The following is a 14,888-nucleotide window of genomic DNA, read 5'->3' as shown; positions in this document are numbered from 1 at the left end:
CGCAGCCGCAGCCGCAGCCGCAGCCGCAGCCGCAGCCGCAGCCGCAGCCGCAGCCGCAGCCGCAGCCGCAGCCGCAGCCGCAGCCGCAGCCGCAGTCGCAGCCGCAGTCGTCGCCGTCGGCGGGCGGTCCCGTGGGTGGGGCGCAGGACCGGCCTCAGGGGCGGCGGCGGTGGCCGTGGGTGGTGGGGGCCGCTGTGGCCGTGGTGGCCGTGGCCGCCGCCCTGGCCGTGCCCGCGCTCTGGCGGGAGAGCCGGCCGTACGAGGCGGACTTCGGCGATGCCTGGGCCATCGGCTCGTCGGAGGGCGGGGCGGCGCGCCAGTCCGGCACCGCGTACGAGCTGACCGTCAAGCCGGGATGGCGCCTGTGGAAGTCGGCCCCCGCGACGGAGCCGGCGAGCGGCGTGATCGTCAGTGCGAAGGGCACCCTGGAGGCCGGTGCCGGCGAATACGGTGTGTGGTGTCACGGCTCGGCGAGCTCCGGCGACCGGTACGAGTTCGCGGTGAGCGGCGCGGGCAGCGTCACGATCGTCAAGCGCCGCACGGGCACGAAGGGCAAGATCCTCTACGGCCCGGCGAACGTGCGGAGCGAGCCCGGCAACCGCATCGTGGCGGAGTGCGACCCGAGCGGTGACAAGGTGGCGCTGCGCATGTGGCTGAACGAACGCCTGATCGCCGAGGTGGCCGACGCCGACGACCCCTATCCGCCCGCCGGGGCCGGGGTGCACGCCGCGTCCACGGCCACCGAGCCGGCCCGTGTGCGCTTCGACTCGTTCACCATGAGGCCGAGCGACGGCGCCCCGGCGCCGGGTGGCGGATGAGCGTGCGGTTCGGTGTGCTGGGGCCGCTGCGGATCGAGGGCGCGCGGGCGCCGGGGCCGGCGAAGCATCGGGCGTTGCTGGCCGCGCTGCTGGTGTCGGCCCGTGAGCAGGTGCCGGTCGAGCGGCTGATGTCCGTGGTCTGGGACGACCGGCCGCCCGCGTCGGCGGAGTCGGTGCTCAGGGTGTACGTGAGCGCGTTGCGCAAGCTCGTGGACGGCATCCGTACCGTGCCCGGCGGCTACCTGTTCGACGTCGATCCGGACGACGTGGACTGCCACCGGTTCGAGCGGCTGGTCGCCAGGGCCAGGCGGGCGCGGGCGGCGGGGCAGGTCGCGGAGGCGGCCGACGGGTTTCGGGCGGCGCTGGGGTTGTGGCGCGGGCAGGCGCTGGCCGACGTCGAGTCGTCGGTGTTGCGCAGGGCGCACGCCGTACCGCTGGAAGAGCTGCGCCTGACCGCGCTGGAGGAGCGCGTGCGGCTCGATCTGCGGCTGGGGCGGGGCGCTGAGGTGGTAGGCGAGTTGCGGGCCCTGGTCGGGGCGCATCCGCTGAGGGAGCGTGCCTGGGTACACCTGATCGAGGCTCTGCAGCAGGCGGGGCGGCGGTCGGAGGCGCTGGGGGCGTATCGGGATGCGCGCGGGGTGCTGGTGGAGGAGCTGGGGCTTGAGCCGGGCCCTGAGCTGAGTGCGGCCCATGAGCGGGTGCTGAACGATGACGGGCGCGGGGACTCGGGGGGCGGTGGCCACGGCTCGGGTGATGGCGGTCAAGAGGTAGGCGCGGGCGGCGCGGGCGGCTCCGGGTTCGTCGCTGGTGCGGGGAGCCGGCGCGGGGGACCGATCGATGAGTTGCCGCCGGATATTTCGGACTTCGCCGGGCGGAAGCCGGCCATCGACTGGATCATGCGTGCGGCCGGCGGCGAGCATCCGTCAGCGTCCGCACATCCGTCGGCCTCAGCAGGCCCGTCAGCGTCCGCGCATCCGTCGGCGTCAGCAGGCCCGTCAGCGTCCGCGCATCCGTCCGCGCCCGTGCACCTCGTGCTGCACGGGCCGCCCGGCTGCGGCAAGTCGGCCGTCGCGGTGCGGGCCGCCGGTGCGCTCGATCATCCCGACGGCCGCCTCTACGCCTCGCTCGGCGCCAGAAGCCCGGGTGCGGTGCTGGAGGATCTGCTGCGCTCGCTGGGGTGCCCGGACGGCGCGGTGCCACCGGCGCTGGACGAGCGGGTGCGGCTGTACCGGAGCATGACGGCCCGCAGGAGGCTGCTGGTCGTGCTGGACGACGCCGCCGACGAGGCTCAGGTGCGCCCGCTGCTCCCGACGGGGCCGGGCAGCGTCACCCTGGTGACGAGCCGGTCGCCGCTGGCGGGGCTGGAGGCGGCGCGGGCGTACGAGCTGGGGGTGCTCGACGAGGACGAGGCCGTCGCGATGCTCGGCGGGGTCGCGGGACACGAGCGGGTGGGCGCCGAGCCCGACGCCGCCCGGCGCATCGTCCGGCTCTGCGGCCACCTCCCCCTGGCCCTGCGCATCGCCGGGTCCCGGCTGGCGCGCAAGCCCGGCTGGACGCTCGACCACCTGGCGGGGCGGCTGGGCGACGAGCGGAGCAGGCTCGACGAGCTCAGCGCCGGCGATCTCGCCGTGCGCGGCAGCCTCGGACTCGGCTATCGCGGCCTGCCCGACCCCGAACGGCGGCTCCTGCGTGCGCTCGGCGCGCTGTCCGCGCCCGACTTCGCCCCCTGGGTGCTGGGGCAGGACCTGGAGCCGCTGGCGGAGGCCGGGCTGCTGCAGTCGCGCGGTCTGGACGAGGCCGGGCAGGAGCGGTACGGGTGGCACGACCTGACCAGGCTGTACGCCGCCGAACGCCTGGCCGAGGAGGATGGCGGGCCCGCCACGGTGCTGGCGGCACGGGCGGGGGTGATCCTGGAGCGTACCCGGCAGGCCAGGGCCTCTCTGCTGCCCGCCGAGCCGGGCACCGGCCGTACCGAGGTGCACACCGGGGTGCAGGGGACGGCCGACGGGCCGGCGCTGCGGACCGGCTGGTTGCGGCAGGAGGCGCGGTGGCTGAACGCCGAGCGCCGGTTTCTGGTGGCGAGCGTCGAGGACTTCTCCCGGGCGGGTCTGTACGAGGCGGCCTGGCGGCTGGCCTTCTACCTGACGCCGCTGTTCGAGCTGGGGGTGCACCACGACGACTGGCACGCCACCACGGCCACCGGGCTGGACGCGGCCAGGGCGGCCGGTCATCGGCACGGTGAGGCGCTGCTGCTGCGCGGGCTGGCCGACCTGCACCGGGCCGAGGGGCGTACGGACGCGGCGGTCGCGGCCTTGCGGGTGGCCCAGCCCCTGGTGGAAGGGCTGGAACTGGCCAGGATCACGCTGCGGCTCGGCCTGGTCCAAGCCCGCGCGGCCGAGTACGGCAGCGCCGCCCTGGTCCAGGCTCGTGCGGCCGGGTACGGCAGCGCGGCCCAGGCCCGTGCGGCCGGGTACGGCAGCGCCGGCCTGGCCCGGGTTCGCGAGGCCGAGCGGGCCTTCGTACAGGCGTTGCGGGTTTTCACGGAGGCAGGGGACCGGCGGGGGCGCGCGGACGCGTTACGCGCGCTCGGCGCCCTGCGCCACGACGAAGGCGCGCTGACCGAGAGCCTCGCCGCCTACCAGGACCTGGGCGACCCCCGAGGCGAGTCGGAGGCGCTGCTGGACCTGGCCCGCCTGCACCTCGCCGGCCGGCGTCATCCGCAGGCCCGCGACTGCGCCGAGCGCCGTCTGCGTATCAACAGGCGTCTCGGCGACCGGCTGCCCGAGGCGGTGGCCCTGCTCGTCCTGGCCGGGGTGGCCCGCGCGGAAGGCGCCCCCGGAGTGGCCGCCGACTCGGCGCGGACGGCGCTGGAGACGTTCACCTCGTACGGCGACCGCAGGAGCGCGGCCCAAGCCCGCCTTGTCCTAGCTCAGGCCGCCCTCGACCTCGATGACATCGACCGAGCTGTTGATGTGCTTATGCGTGTTATGACAGAGTTTGACGGCCTCGGTGATGAGCACGGCAGGACCGAGGCCGAACGGCTCTTGCAGGAGGCACGCAGACGGCGTGGTCAGCGCATATAGCCGACTATGCGGATCCTGAAGGTCGCTTCTCTACGGTGAAGCCCACAGTTCCGACGACGAAAGTGGTCACAGAAAATGCGTAAGACGATCGCGCTGGCAGTCGCGGCCGTCGCACTGTCTGGTTGCGGCATCCTCCCCGCTCAGCAACTAGGCAGTGGCGGCGAAGAGAAGCAGACCCAGGCCGTCGCGGAGCCGGCGACCACGCAGCCGACCGGCCAGGCGGCGCCGCAGCAGCAGCAGGAGTCGGCCAAGCCGGCGGAGACCGCGCCGCCGCAGCAGACAGAGGCGATCGCCACCCGTGAGACCAAGGTGGGCGCCGGCGACATGTACGGCACGGCCCGCGCGGAGATCCTCTCGCTCAAGCGCCAGGGCCGGACCATCAGCCTCAACTGGACGATCACCGCCATCGACGGCAAGGTGAACCTGCACAACGGCATGGGCGAAGGCTCGCTCGACTACTCGGTCTCAGGCATCTCCCTGATCGACCCGGTCAACGCCAAGCGCTACCGGGTGGCCCGCAACGGCACGGGCGAGGACGCCGAGTGCGTCTGCTCGGGCACGCAGGGGCAGTTCCTGGAGGACGGGGAGGCATCCACGCTGTACGCGGTCTTCGCCGCCCCGCCCGCGGACGTCACGAAAATCAACGTTGAGATGCCCATGATCGGCGTGTTCTCCGATGTTCCTATCTCTTAGTATCGCCCTCTCCCTCGTCCTGTCCCCGGCGCCCAGCACGCCGCCCGACGTCAGCGGCGCCACCGGCGCGATCGAGAACCTGGTGCTGCCCGTCGAGGACATCATCGGCGAGATCGAGTCGATGGACGGCACGGAGAGCGAGACCAAGCAGGGGCGGCAGGTGACGGTGGCGCTCACCAGCGACGTGCTGTTCGCGCTGGACAAGTGGCAGCTCACCGCCAAGGCGCGGCAGCGGCTGAAGAAGGTGGCCGAGCAGGTCAACGCCGAGGGGGCGGGCGGGGTGGTCAAGATCGAGGGCCACACCGACGACCAGGGAAGCGACGCCTACAACATCACGTTGTCGCAGCGGCGGGCGCAGGCCGTGCAGACCGCCATGCGAGGGCTGCTGACCGGTGCGGGCACGAACCTCCAGGCCAGCGGCTACGGGGAGGCGCGGCCCAAGCTGCCGAACCTGGTCGACGGCAAGCCCGTGGCGAAGAACCGGGCCAAGAACCGCCGCGTCGAGATCATCTTCACCGCCAAACAGTGACGCCCAGAGGGCGGGCGCGGCGCCTCGCCGGCGACTGAGCGGGGCGAGGCGCCGGGACTGTCACTCGGCCTGCAACTCGCTCAGGGTCACGTTGATCGTGGCCTTCGTGCCGTCCGCCCGGATCACCCCGATCCGGGCCTGCTGCCCCGGCTTGAGGGTGGTGAGGGTCTCGGAGAGCGCGGCCATGGTCGGCGTCTTCGTGCCGTTGATCGAGACGATCACGTCCCCCGCCTTGATCCCGGCCTGTACGGCGCCGCCGACCGGCTCGACCCGGGCCACCCCGACCCCGGCGGGCTCCCCGTCGGAGCCGACGATCGTGCTGCCCCGGATGCCGAGCGCGGCCCGGTGGCTGTCGGTGACCCTGCCCTGCTTGACGATCTGCTCGGCGATGTCGGTGGCGGTGTTGCTCGGGATGGCGAAGCCGATGCCCGGCGCGGCCCCTCCGCCGAGGTCCGGGTCGGTGGCGGCGAGCGTCGGGATGCCGATGACGTGGCCGGCCAGGTCCACGAGCGCCCCGCCGCTGTTGCCCGGGTTGATGGCGGCCGAGGTCTGGATCGCGCCGGCGATCGTCGCCCCGGGAGAGCCCGGGTTCTGCGGCTCGGTGACCGTGCGGCCGAGGGCGGAGATGATGCCGTTCGTCACGCTGCCGGACAGGCCGAGCGGGTTGCCCATGGCGAGCACGATCTGCCCGACCCGCAACTTCGAGGAGTCCCCGAACCGGGCCGGCCGCAGCCCGTCCGGATCGTCCACCTTGATGACCGCCAGGTCACCGGCGCTGAACGACTTGACCAGTTTGGCCGGGCGCGCGCCGCCGCCGGTGGCGATCGTCACGTTCATCGTGGTGGCCTGGCCGACCACGTGGGCGTTGGTGACGATGTGGCCGGCCGAGTCGAACACGATGCCCGAGCCGAGCCCCACCTTGGTGTTGATCTGCACGATCGACGGCAGGACGTCGGCGATGACCTTCTCGTACGCCGCCTCCAGCGGTTGTTGCCGAGGCGTCGCACGGGCGGTCGGCGAATGGGTGGCGGTACGCGACACCGTCGGGGACCGGGGCTTTGACGCGGTGCCGGTGCCGGTGCCGGCTGGCGTGGGCGGCTCCGGCGTGGCCGTGGACGTGGAGGGAGGCGGCCCGCAACCGGCGAGCAGTGCGACGACGGCGGCCAGTCCCGCGACGATCTCCCTCATAGAGCATTTCTTCCCAGCTCAGCTCGAAAGATACGTTTCCCGGACGTTTCGCCTGCTCAGCTTGCCTGTGGGCGTCCGGGGCAGCGCCTCCCGATACTCGATCAACCGTGGGTGCTTGAGCCTGGCCAGCCGGGGCGCGCAGTGCCGGAGCAACTCCGCCGTGAGCTCGTCCCCGCCCGCCACTCCGGGCGCGGGCTGCACGAGCGCCACGACCTTGTGCCCCCACTCCGGATCCGGCACGCCGATGACGGCGACGTCGGCCACGGAGGGATGTTCGAGCAGCGCCGCCTCGATCTCGGCCGGATAGATGTTGACCCCGCCCGAGATGATCAGGTCCGTCCGCCGGTCCAGCAGGAACAGATAGCCGTCCCCGTCGAGGTAGCCGACGTCGCCGGCCGTGTAGTCGCGCCCGCGCATGGCCTGCGCCGTCTTGCCGGGGTCGCCGTGGTACTCGAAGCGGTTGATCCCGCCGATGTAGACCAGCCCGGGGTCGCCGGGCGCCGCCTCCTCGCCGTCCTCACCGACGATCGTGAACGTCATCCCGTCCAGCGCCCGGCCGACCGTGCCCGGCTTGGCCAGCCACTCCTGTGACGAGACCATGGTCGCCACGGCCGCCTCGGTGGACCCGTAGTACTCCCACACCACGGGACCCAGCCAGTCGATCATCGCCTGCTTGGTGGCCGGCGGGCACGGGGCGGCCCCGTGGTAGAGATGGGTGAGGGACGACAGGTCGTAGGAGTCCCGCTCCGGCACCGCCAGCAGCCGGTGGAACATCGTGGGCACCATGAACGCGTTCGTCACCCGATGCCGCTCGATCAGCCGCAGCGCCTCGACCGCGTCGAACCGCTCGGGCGCCACGATCGTGTGCCCGAACTGCAGCGCCATCATCGCCTGCCCGTAGGGCGCGGAGTGGTAGAGCTGCGAGCTCACCAGATGCACCCCGCCGGACGGCAGCCCGAAGTGCCGCCAGCTCTTGCGCATCAGGATCGGGTACAGGTCCTCCGGCGTCAGGTCCAGCAGCCGCCGCCGCACCCCCTTGGGCCGCCCGGTGGTCCCCGAGGTGTAGAGCATCATCGACCCGGCCCTGCGGTGCTCCGGCGCGCCGGCCGACTGCCCGGACACGAGCTCGTCCACGGTGAGCGCCTCGGGTGAGATCACCACCTTCGCTCCGCAGTCGGCCACGATGTAGTCGATCTCGTCGGAAGTGAAATGCCAGTTGACCGGAACCAGATACGCACCGATCTGGTAGGTCGCGAGCATCATGGTCAACGCGTCGGGCCCGTTCTTCAGCACGGTCACCACGCAGTCGCCGGGCGCCACTCCGCGCGAGGTCAGGCCGTTGGACGCCTGGTTCGCCCGGGCGAGCAGCCCGCCGTACGTGATGCCCTCGTCGCCGAGAAGGGCAGGGCGTTCCGGGTCGTCGGCCGCGATCTCATAGAAACCCCTCATGTCCGCAGACCATACAGAATTAAGTTCTGCAGGGGGAGTAGAGGAAATATCCCGCTCTCTCGTGACGTAATCTCAAGGCCATGGCGGACGTCGGCGACCAGAGACCCACAACGGATTCACCCACCACCCCGTTCCGCAAGATCGTTCTGCCCGCCGAGGAGACGGTCCAGATGGTCCGGCCGCCGACGCCGGGGCCGTCCACGCCGATCCGGCCCCAAGGTCAGTCACAAGGCCGGCCCCAGAACCAGCCCCAGAACCAGCCCCAGAACCAGCAGCGGAATCAGTCCCCGAGCCAGGCGCCGGTGCGGCCGCCGTACCAGCCGCTGGAGCAGCCCCCGCTTCCGCCCGCCCCGCCGCCCCGCCGCATCAGCGACATCCCGATGAAGGCCGTCTACCTGCTCGGCGCCATTCTCGGCACCGTCCTGGCGGTGGCGCTGATCTTCATGCTCTTCTCCGGCGACGTCCCCGCCAACCAGGCGCAGGACGACCCGGTGGTGCGCGTCCAGCCCGTCCCGACCACGGCCACCCCCTCGACGTCGACGACCCCGACCCCGACCGCCACCGAGAGCGCGGTCGTGCTGCCGCCGGTTCCGGCGAGCAAGGCGTACACGACCCTGGCCGGCACCGCGTCCGTGGTCATCGGCACGATCAGCGACAAGGACAGCGGGATCAGCTACCCGAGGCTGGCCGCGCCGTGGAAGGCCAGGTCCTACTCGCCGTACGCGGTGGCGCAGCGCATCGGCAAGCTGGAGATCCCGTTCACGCTGATCGGCTCGGCCATGTTCCCCGGCGAGTCGCCGACGAAGAAGCCCTCGTCGAACGCCGACTACCGCGCTCTCGCCACCGAGGCCGTCCGCTGGACGATCCGCACGCAGTATCCGGCGGACGCCGCGCTCTCCTGGACCGCCTCGAAGAAGCCCGCGCTCGGCAAGGGCTGGACGCTCGGCTACAAGGTCACCTTCACCCAGGACGGCAAGGAGCGGGTCGCCCAGGCCATGGTGACGGTCGTCGAGGTGGGCAAGACCAAGCCGGCCATGTTGCTGGCCTCGATTCCCGAGGCGAACAAGGCGCGCTGGCCTGACCTGAACATCCTCGCTGAGCAGGTTCGTCCGCTCTAGGTCAGAAGCATGCTCTAGAATATGATTCTGGGCAGTTGTCCGGACCTGGCTGGAGGATGAGCAATGGCGATCGGGTTGAGCGAGGAGCATGAGGCGCTCCGCGAATCGGTGAGCGGCTGGGCCGAGCGGAACATTCCCTCGGAGCTGCTACGCGCTGAGGCGGACGGGCGTCCCCCGTTCTGGTCGGGCCTCGCCGAGCAGGGGCTGCTCGGCCTGCACCTGCCTGAGGAGGCCGGTGGATCGGGCTACGGCCTGCTGGAGGCGGCCGTGGCCGTCGAGGCGCTGGCCGAGCGCATGGCGCCGGGGGCCTTCGTGCCGACCGTGTTCGCCAGCGCGGTCATCCACGCCTCCAAGCACCACGAGTTGCTGGCCTCGCTCGCCGACGGCACCCGCACCGGCGCCGTCGCGCTGACCGGCACGCTGAGCGGCACCCGCGCCGACGACGGCTCCCTGGTCGTCTCCGGCACCGCCGAGCCCGTGCTCGGCGGCTCGCTGGCCGACGTGCTGGTGCTGCCCGTGACCACGTCCGAGGGCGAGGAGTGGGTCGCGATCGACGCCTCCGCCGCCACGGTCACCGCGCTGAAGTCGCTCGACCTGACCCGGCCGGTCGCCAAGGTGGAGTTGTCGGAGGCCACGGTGCCCGCCGACCGCGTCCTCACCGGCGTCGAGGGCCCCGACGTGCTCAACCTGGCCGCGATCCTGCTCGGCGCCGAGGCGGCCGGCCTGGCGTCGTGGTGCGTGACGGCCGCCGCCGAGTACGCGAAGGTGCGCGTGCAGTTCGGCCGCCCGATCGGCCAGTTCCAGGGCATCAAGCACAAGCTCTCCCGCATGCTGGTCGCGCTGGAGCAGGCCCGCGCCACCGTCTGGGACGCCACCCGCGCCGAAGGCAAGGAGCTGGAGTACGCCGCCGCCATCGCGGGCGTGATGGCCCCCGACGCCGCCGTCCAGTGCGCCAAGGACGCCGTCCAGACCTTCGGTGGCATCGGCTACACCTTCGAGCACGACGTCCACCTCTACTACCGCCGCGCCCTCACCCTGCGCGCGCTGCTCGGCTCGTCGTCCGAGTGGGCCGCCACGGTCGCCGCGCTGGCCCTGCAGGGCGTCTCCCGCGAGATGGAGATCGACCTGCCCGAGGACGCCGAGGCGCTGCGCGAGTCGCTCCGCGCCGAGGTCGCGGAGATCGCGCAGCTTGAGGGCAAGGAGCAGAAGCGGGCGCTGGCCGGGCGCGGCTTCGTCATGTCGCACCTGCCCAAGCCGTGGGGGCGCGACGCCAAGCCGCTGGAGCAGGTGCTGATCGCGCAGGAGCTCAAGGCCGCCAAGGTCCGGCTGCCCGCCATGATCATCGGCGCCTGGGTGGTGCCGTCCATCGCCGCGTACGGCACGCGGGAGCAGCAGGAGCGCTTCCTGCCCAAGACGCTCAGCGGCGAGATGATCTGGTGCCAGCTCTTCTCCGAGCCCGGCGCCGGCTCCGACCTGGCCTCGCTGCAGATGAAGGCGGAGCAGGTCGAGGGCGGCTGGAAGCTCAACGGCCAGAAGATCTGGACCTCCGTCGCCCACGTCGCCGAGTGGGGCATCTGCATCGCCCGCAACTCCAGCGAGGGCTCCAAGCACGAGGGCATCACCTACTTCCTGGTCGACATGAAGGCCCCCGGCGTCACCGTCCGGCCGCTGACCGAGATGACCGGCGAGAACCTGTTCAACGAGGTCTTCCTCGACGACGTCTTCGTCCCCGACGACCTGGTCGTGGGCGAGGTCGGCCAGGGCTGGAAGGTCGCCCGCAACACGCTGTCGAACGAGCGCGTCTCGCTCTCGTCCGGCTCGGGCGGCACCGGCTCCTCCATGACCGACCTGCTCGGGCTGGCCGGCCGGCTCGGCCGCGAGCTCACGCCGGCCGAGCAGCAGCACGTCGCCCAGGTCGTCTGCGAGGGTCACTCGATCAACGCGTTGTCGTTGCGGGTCACGCTCAAGCAGCTCGCCGGGTCCGAGCCGGGCGCGGACGCCTCCGTACGGAAGTTGTTGTCCACCTCCCACGCCCAGCACGTCTCCGAGACGGCCGTGGAGCTGCTGGGAGCGGCCGCCACGGTGGCCGCCGACATGAAGCTCGGCGACGCGGGCTACTGGAACCGGGCGGTGCTCGCCACCCGGGCCATGACCATCTACGGCGGCACCACCGAGGTGCAGCTCAACATCATCGGCGAGCGCATGCTGGGCCTGCCCAGGGACCCCGAGCCGGGCAAGTGACGGCCGGGCCTATCGCCCCACGGCCTGCGGGGGGATGGGCACGCCGTTCTCGGCCGGGACGGGGACGCCGACCCTGATCTCACCGACGCACGTTTCGCCGCCGATCGTCCTGATCACCAGCTCGTCCCCGCCGCTGGTGATCGGGGCGTAGGTGGTGCCCAGGTCCTTGCCCGCAGGGACGACGCTCTGCGCGAGCCCGAGCTGGATGTTCAAGGTGGTCGCGGCGCCGTTGAGGTAGGAGACCTGGACGGTGTACTCGCCCTCGTCGAGCCGGACGGGGAGCGGGAAGCGCACCTCCCGTGGGCCGACGGGGGTGCAGGCGGCGCCGGCCGGGGTCGTGACGCCGTCGATCCGCACCGGGCGCAGCCGGCCCTGCCCGTCGAAGGTCAGCGGGTTGGCGACCGTGCCCCTGAGCCGCCTGGTCCAGGCGATCCCGTCCGGGGCGGCCGGGCCGAGCACCTTGGAGTGCAGCGCGTAGTCGTAGAAGAAGACCGGCAGCGCGACCTTGGCCGGCACGTACGTGTCCAGGACGACCGAGCCGGCGGGCACCTGCGCGAGGGCCTGCCTGGCGGTCTCCACGTAGCTTCTGACGTTCGCGCCGAGCGGCCGGTCGGCGTAGGCGGCGACCGACCACACCGAGCCCGCCGCGAACACCGCCGCGAGCGGGATCCACACGAGCCTGAGCCGGAGCGCCGGACGGCGCCAGGGCCGCTCCTCGCCCTCGACCGGGATGAAGGCCAGCCCGATCACCACCGCCACGACCATGGCGGTGGAGGAGATGTACCGCAGCTCGAAGCCGCTCAGATCGGGACCGAGCAGCTCGACCCGCCCCAGCATGATCGGCACCACGTCGGCCGTCAGGAAGTAGCCGAGCAGCGTCAGCCAGGCCAGCCAGGCCCGCCGCCGCCAGATCACGGACACGGTCACGGCGACGACCGCCACCGCCAGGCTCGCCCAGATCAGCGTGGGCGGCGTGGCGGCCAGCGCGTAGTCCTCGCCGATCGGCTGCCACTGCCAGGGGCCGCCCAGCGACGTGGGCACCAGAGAGCCGGTCAGCAACGTCCACGCCGACTTCAGGGCCACCTCGGCGGTGGGCAGGTTGGGCTGGAAGGTCTCGTTCGTGAGCTGCACGGTGGTGAAGAGCTGCCGGAAGAAGATCAGCGTGTACGGGACCAGCACGGCCAGGTAGAGCAGCCACGCCCGCCACAACCGGCGCCCGCGAAGACCGCCGAGCCAGCCGATCGTGAGCACGAAGGCCAGCACCGGGATGAACGGCGCCTTGACGAAGAACACCATCCCGAACGCCGTCCAGCCCGCCGCCGCCACCGCGTGCCGGAAGCGCCCGGTGCGGGTGTAGAGCACGTGCGAGCCGAGCGCCATCGGCAGCGCGATCTGGAACGGGAGCGTCTCCACCACCACCGCCCACCACGACATCCCCGGGATCGTCATCGGCGTCAGCAGCGCGAAGCCGAGCGGGACCAGGATGGCCGGCCGCGTCCCGAACAGCAGCCGCAACAACCGCAACAACGCCAGCCCCGCCGCCGCCTGCAGGCCGATCGTCAGCGCGTGCGCGAGGAGCTCGTTGTAGACGCCGAGCCGCCCCATCGCCCACTGGATCGCGAACGCCCCCGGCATCAGATGGCCGTAGTCGATCCGCATCAGATAGTCCCAGGAGAGCCCGCTCTCCAGCCCCCTGACGATGAACATGAAGTCGTCCTGCCGGAAGTAGGTCCGCAGGACCAGGCCGGACTTCCAGACGAGCTGGACGGCGATCATCACCAGCCCGGCGGCCAGCACGGCGTCACCGCCGCGCAGCCGCTCGCGAAACCCCGTTGTCGCCACGCGCGTCACCACCCCTCAGGAAGACTAACGAGAGCGAGGTCAGCCGTGGAATGACCGTAGCGGGGTTGTGATGTCATAGCGGGATGCCGCACACGACCCGGGCCGGGCCCGCCGCCGCGCTGCTCGGGCTCGCGCTCGGCTGCCTGGCCCTGGGACCGGCGCTGGGCTGGGGGTTCACGCTCCTGCAGGACATGGTGTTCGTGCCGGACCCGGCGTTCTCGGCGTGGACGTTCGGGCTGGAGGGCGGGGCCGCGCGGGTCGTGCCGAGCGATGCCGTGGTGACCGCGCTGGCGCGGGTGCTGCCGGCCGAGCTGGTGCAGAAGCTGATCCTGCTGGCGATCTTCGTGGTCGGGTGCTCGGGGGCCGCGCTGCTGACGCCGGGCGACCGCCTCGGGCCGAAGCTGGTGGCGGGGACCTTTTACGTGTGGAACCCGTACGTGGCCGAGCGGCTGCTGATGGGGCAGTGGGCGCTGCTGCTCGGGTACGCGGGGCTGCCGTGGGTGGTGCGGGCGGTGTGGACCGGGCGCTCCCCGGCGAGTGCAGGGTCCGCGCCGAGCGGCTCATGGAGCCGGACGGCGGTGGCGATGGTGCCGGCGGCCGTCGGCGGGTTCGCCGCGATGACGATCACCGCCATCACGGCCCTGCCCGTGGCCGGTGGCCGCCTTTGGGCCTTCGCCCGCGTGGTGGGGCTGCTGGCGGTGCTCAGCCTGCCGTGGCTGGTGCCGACCGCGCTGCGGCCACAGGGCATCGACGGCGATCCGGTCGGCGTGGACGCCTTCGCCGCCAGGGCCGACACACCGTTCGGCGCGGTGGGGAGCCTGCTGTCGCTCGGCGGGATCTGGAACGCGCACGCGGTGCCGCCGGGCTACGACACCCTGGCGGGGACGGTGGGCCGGCTGCTGCTGACGCTGGCCGGGGTGCTGTTCTTCCTGCGGGGTGAGGTGCCGTACAAGAAGGGGCTGGCCGTGGCGGCGGCCATCGGGCTCGGCATCGCCTGCGTGGGGGTGAGCGAGCCGGGCCGGGAGGCGTTCAAGGGGGTCATCGAGGTGTGGGGCGGGTTCGCGGTGTTCCGGGACGCCCAGCAGTTCATCGCGCCGCTGGCGCTGGTGGCCGCCGTCGGGCTCGGGCTGCTGACCGAGGCGGTGGCCCGCGACCGGGTCTGGGCGGGCGCGCTGGCGCTGGTGCCGCTGGCCGTGCTGCCGACCATGGCCTGGGGATCGCTCGGCGCGCTCGGGGCCGTCTCCTATCCCGAGAGCTGGACGGCCGCCCGTGCCGTCATCCGGCAGGATCACGAGGCCGGCGACGTGCTGGTGCTGCCGTTCGAGTCCTACCGGCAGTTCGCCTGGAACGGCGGGCGGCCGGTGCTGGATCCGGCGCAGCGCTTCTTCGCCGTGCCGGGGCGGCGGGTGGTCTCCAACGACGTCGTACGGGTCGGCGACATGGTCGTCGAGAGCGAGGACGCGCGGGCGCTGGAGGTAGAACACGTACTAGAAGGACCCTCGCCTGATCTGGCTGGAGCCGGATTTCGGTACGTCATAGTCGACGCGGGGACAGGGGAAGAACAGCGACAGTTCCGTATCTGGCTACGGAGTGCGAGGGTCCTGGTCGACGCGGGTGACCTGCGGCTCTACCGATTTGACGGGCCGGTGGGGAAGGCCCTGACTGCGCACGTGCGCTGATCTGCGGATTTATTAAGATTTCGCCTAGCTACTTCCGAGTAGCAAGAATTGGTTCTAGGTTGGTGGACGCCCGCTCCAATTGCTCGCTCCGAGGAGGAACCCCTCGTGATCAAGATCCTGTTAGCGGCGATCATCGGCGTCGCCGTAGCGGCTCTCGTGGCGACGGTCACCACGGTCTCCTTCACCGGTGCCACCGCGACGCCGGTCAACCAGCCGCTCTACAACTACGGCGACCGGTAACCAGCACC

Annotated in this window: 11 protein-coding genes; 8 read left to right on the top strand and 3 right to left on the bottom strand. The window is 72.0% G+C overall.

What is annotated here, in order from left to right; translation table 11 throughout:
- The 4 genes from ACWD0F_RS01530 to ACWD0F_RS01515 form a co-directional block, all read left to right on the top strand.
- Window positions 1-818: hypothetical protein (locus tag ACWD0F_RS01530; RefSeq protein ID WP_449871677.1), on the top strand; the 818-nt coding region annotated here is incomplete at its 5' end.
- On the top strand, window positions 815-3,901 hold the full coding sequence (locus tag ACWD0F_RS01525) for an AfsR/SARP family transcriptional regulator (protein WP_449871675.1): 3,087 nt from the start codon (window positions 815-817) through the stop codon (window positions 3,899-3,901). The genes ACWD0F_RS01530 and ACWD0F_RS01525, both read left to right, overlap by 4 nt.
- Window positions 3,902-3,976: 75 nt before the next feature.
- Window positions 3,977-4,594: a hypothetical protein gene (locus tag ACWD0F_RS01520; protein WP_449871673.1), complete on the top strand. Its 618-nt coding sequence runs from the start codon at window positions 3,977-3,979 to the stop codon at window positions 4,592-4,594.
- On the top strand, window positions 4,578-5,123 hold the full coding sequence (locus tag ACWD0F_RS01515; protein ID WP_449871671.1) for an OmpA family protein: 546 nt from the start codon (window positions 4,578-4,580) through the stop codon (window positions 5,121-5,123). The genes ACWD0F_RS01520 and ACWD0F_RS01515 overlap by 17 nt, the downstream gene beginning before the upstream one ends.
- Before the next feature lie 60 nt (window positions 5,124-5,183).
- Here ACWD0F_RS01515 and ACWD0F_RS01510 read toward each other — a convergent pair whose 3' ends face one another.
- Window positions 5,184-6,311, bottom strand: a complete 1,128-nt coding sequence (locus ACWD0F_RS01510; RefSeq protein ID WP_449871669.1) for a S1C family serine protease — start codon at window positions 6,309-6,311, stop codon at window positions 5,184-5,186.
- A gap of 18 nt (window positions 6,312-6,329) precedes the next feature.
- Window positions 6,330-7,760 (bottom strand): AMP-binding protein, encoded by a 1,431-nt coding sequence (locus ACWD0F_RS01505; RefSeq protein ID WP_449871667.1) that lies wholly within the window; start codon window positions 7,758-7,760, stop codon window positions 6,330-6,332.
- An 80-nt stretch (window positions 7,761-7,840) separates the two neighbouring features.
- Between ACWD0F_RS01505 and ACWD0F_RS01500 the strand changes: the two genes are divergently transcribed.
- Window positions 7,841-8,878, top strand: coding sequence for a hypothetical protein (locus tag ACWD0F_RS01500; RefSeq protein ID WP_449871665.1), 1,038 nt, complete (start codon window positions 7,841-7,843; stop codon window positions 8,876-8,878).
- A gap of 63 nt (window positions 8,879-8,941) precedes the next feature.
- Window positions 8,942-11,119, top strand: coding sequence for an acyl-CoA dehydrogenase (locus ACWD0F_RS01495; RefSeq protein WP_449871663.1), 2,178 nt, complete (start codon window positions 8,942-8,944; stop codon window positions 11,117-11,119).
- 9 nt (window positions 11,120-11,128) lie between these two features.
- Here the strand turns inward: ACWD0F_RS01495 and ACWD0F_RS01490 are convergent, their stop codons facing one another.
- On the bottom strand, window positions 11,129-12,961 hold the full coding sequence (locus ACWD0F_RS01490; RefSeq protein ID WP_449871661.1) for a hypothetical protein: 1,833 nt from the start codon (window positions 12,959-12,961) through the stop codon (window positions 11,129-11,131).
- 83 nt (window positions 12,962-13,044) lie between these two features.
- On the opposite strand from ACWD0F_RS01490, the gene ACWD0F_RS01485 reads away from it, so the two are divergent.
- Entirely contained in the window at window positions 13,045-14,640 is a 1,596-nt protein-coding gene (locus ACWD0F_RS01485; RefSeq protein ID WP_449871659.1) for a hypothetical protein, read from the top strand.
- A 105-nt stretch (window positions 14,641-14,745) separates the two neighbouring features.
- Window positions 14,746-14,880, top strand: a complete 135-nt coding sequence (locus tag ACWD0F_RS01480; RefSeq protein WP_281394582.1) for a hypothetical protein — start codon at window positions 14,746-14,748, stop codon at window positions 14,878-14,880.
- The last annotated feature ends 8 nt before the right edge of the window (window positions 14,881-14,888 follow it).

It is taken from the genome of Nonomuraea sp. NPDC002799 (assembly GCF_053592075.1).
The sequence above is the reverse complement of the archived record's forward strand: the minus strand, read 5'-3'. Positions and strand labels throughout refer to the sequence as shown.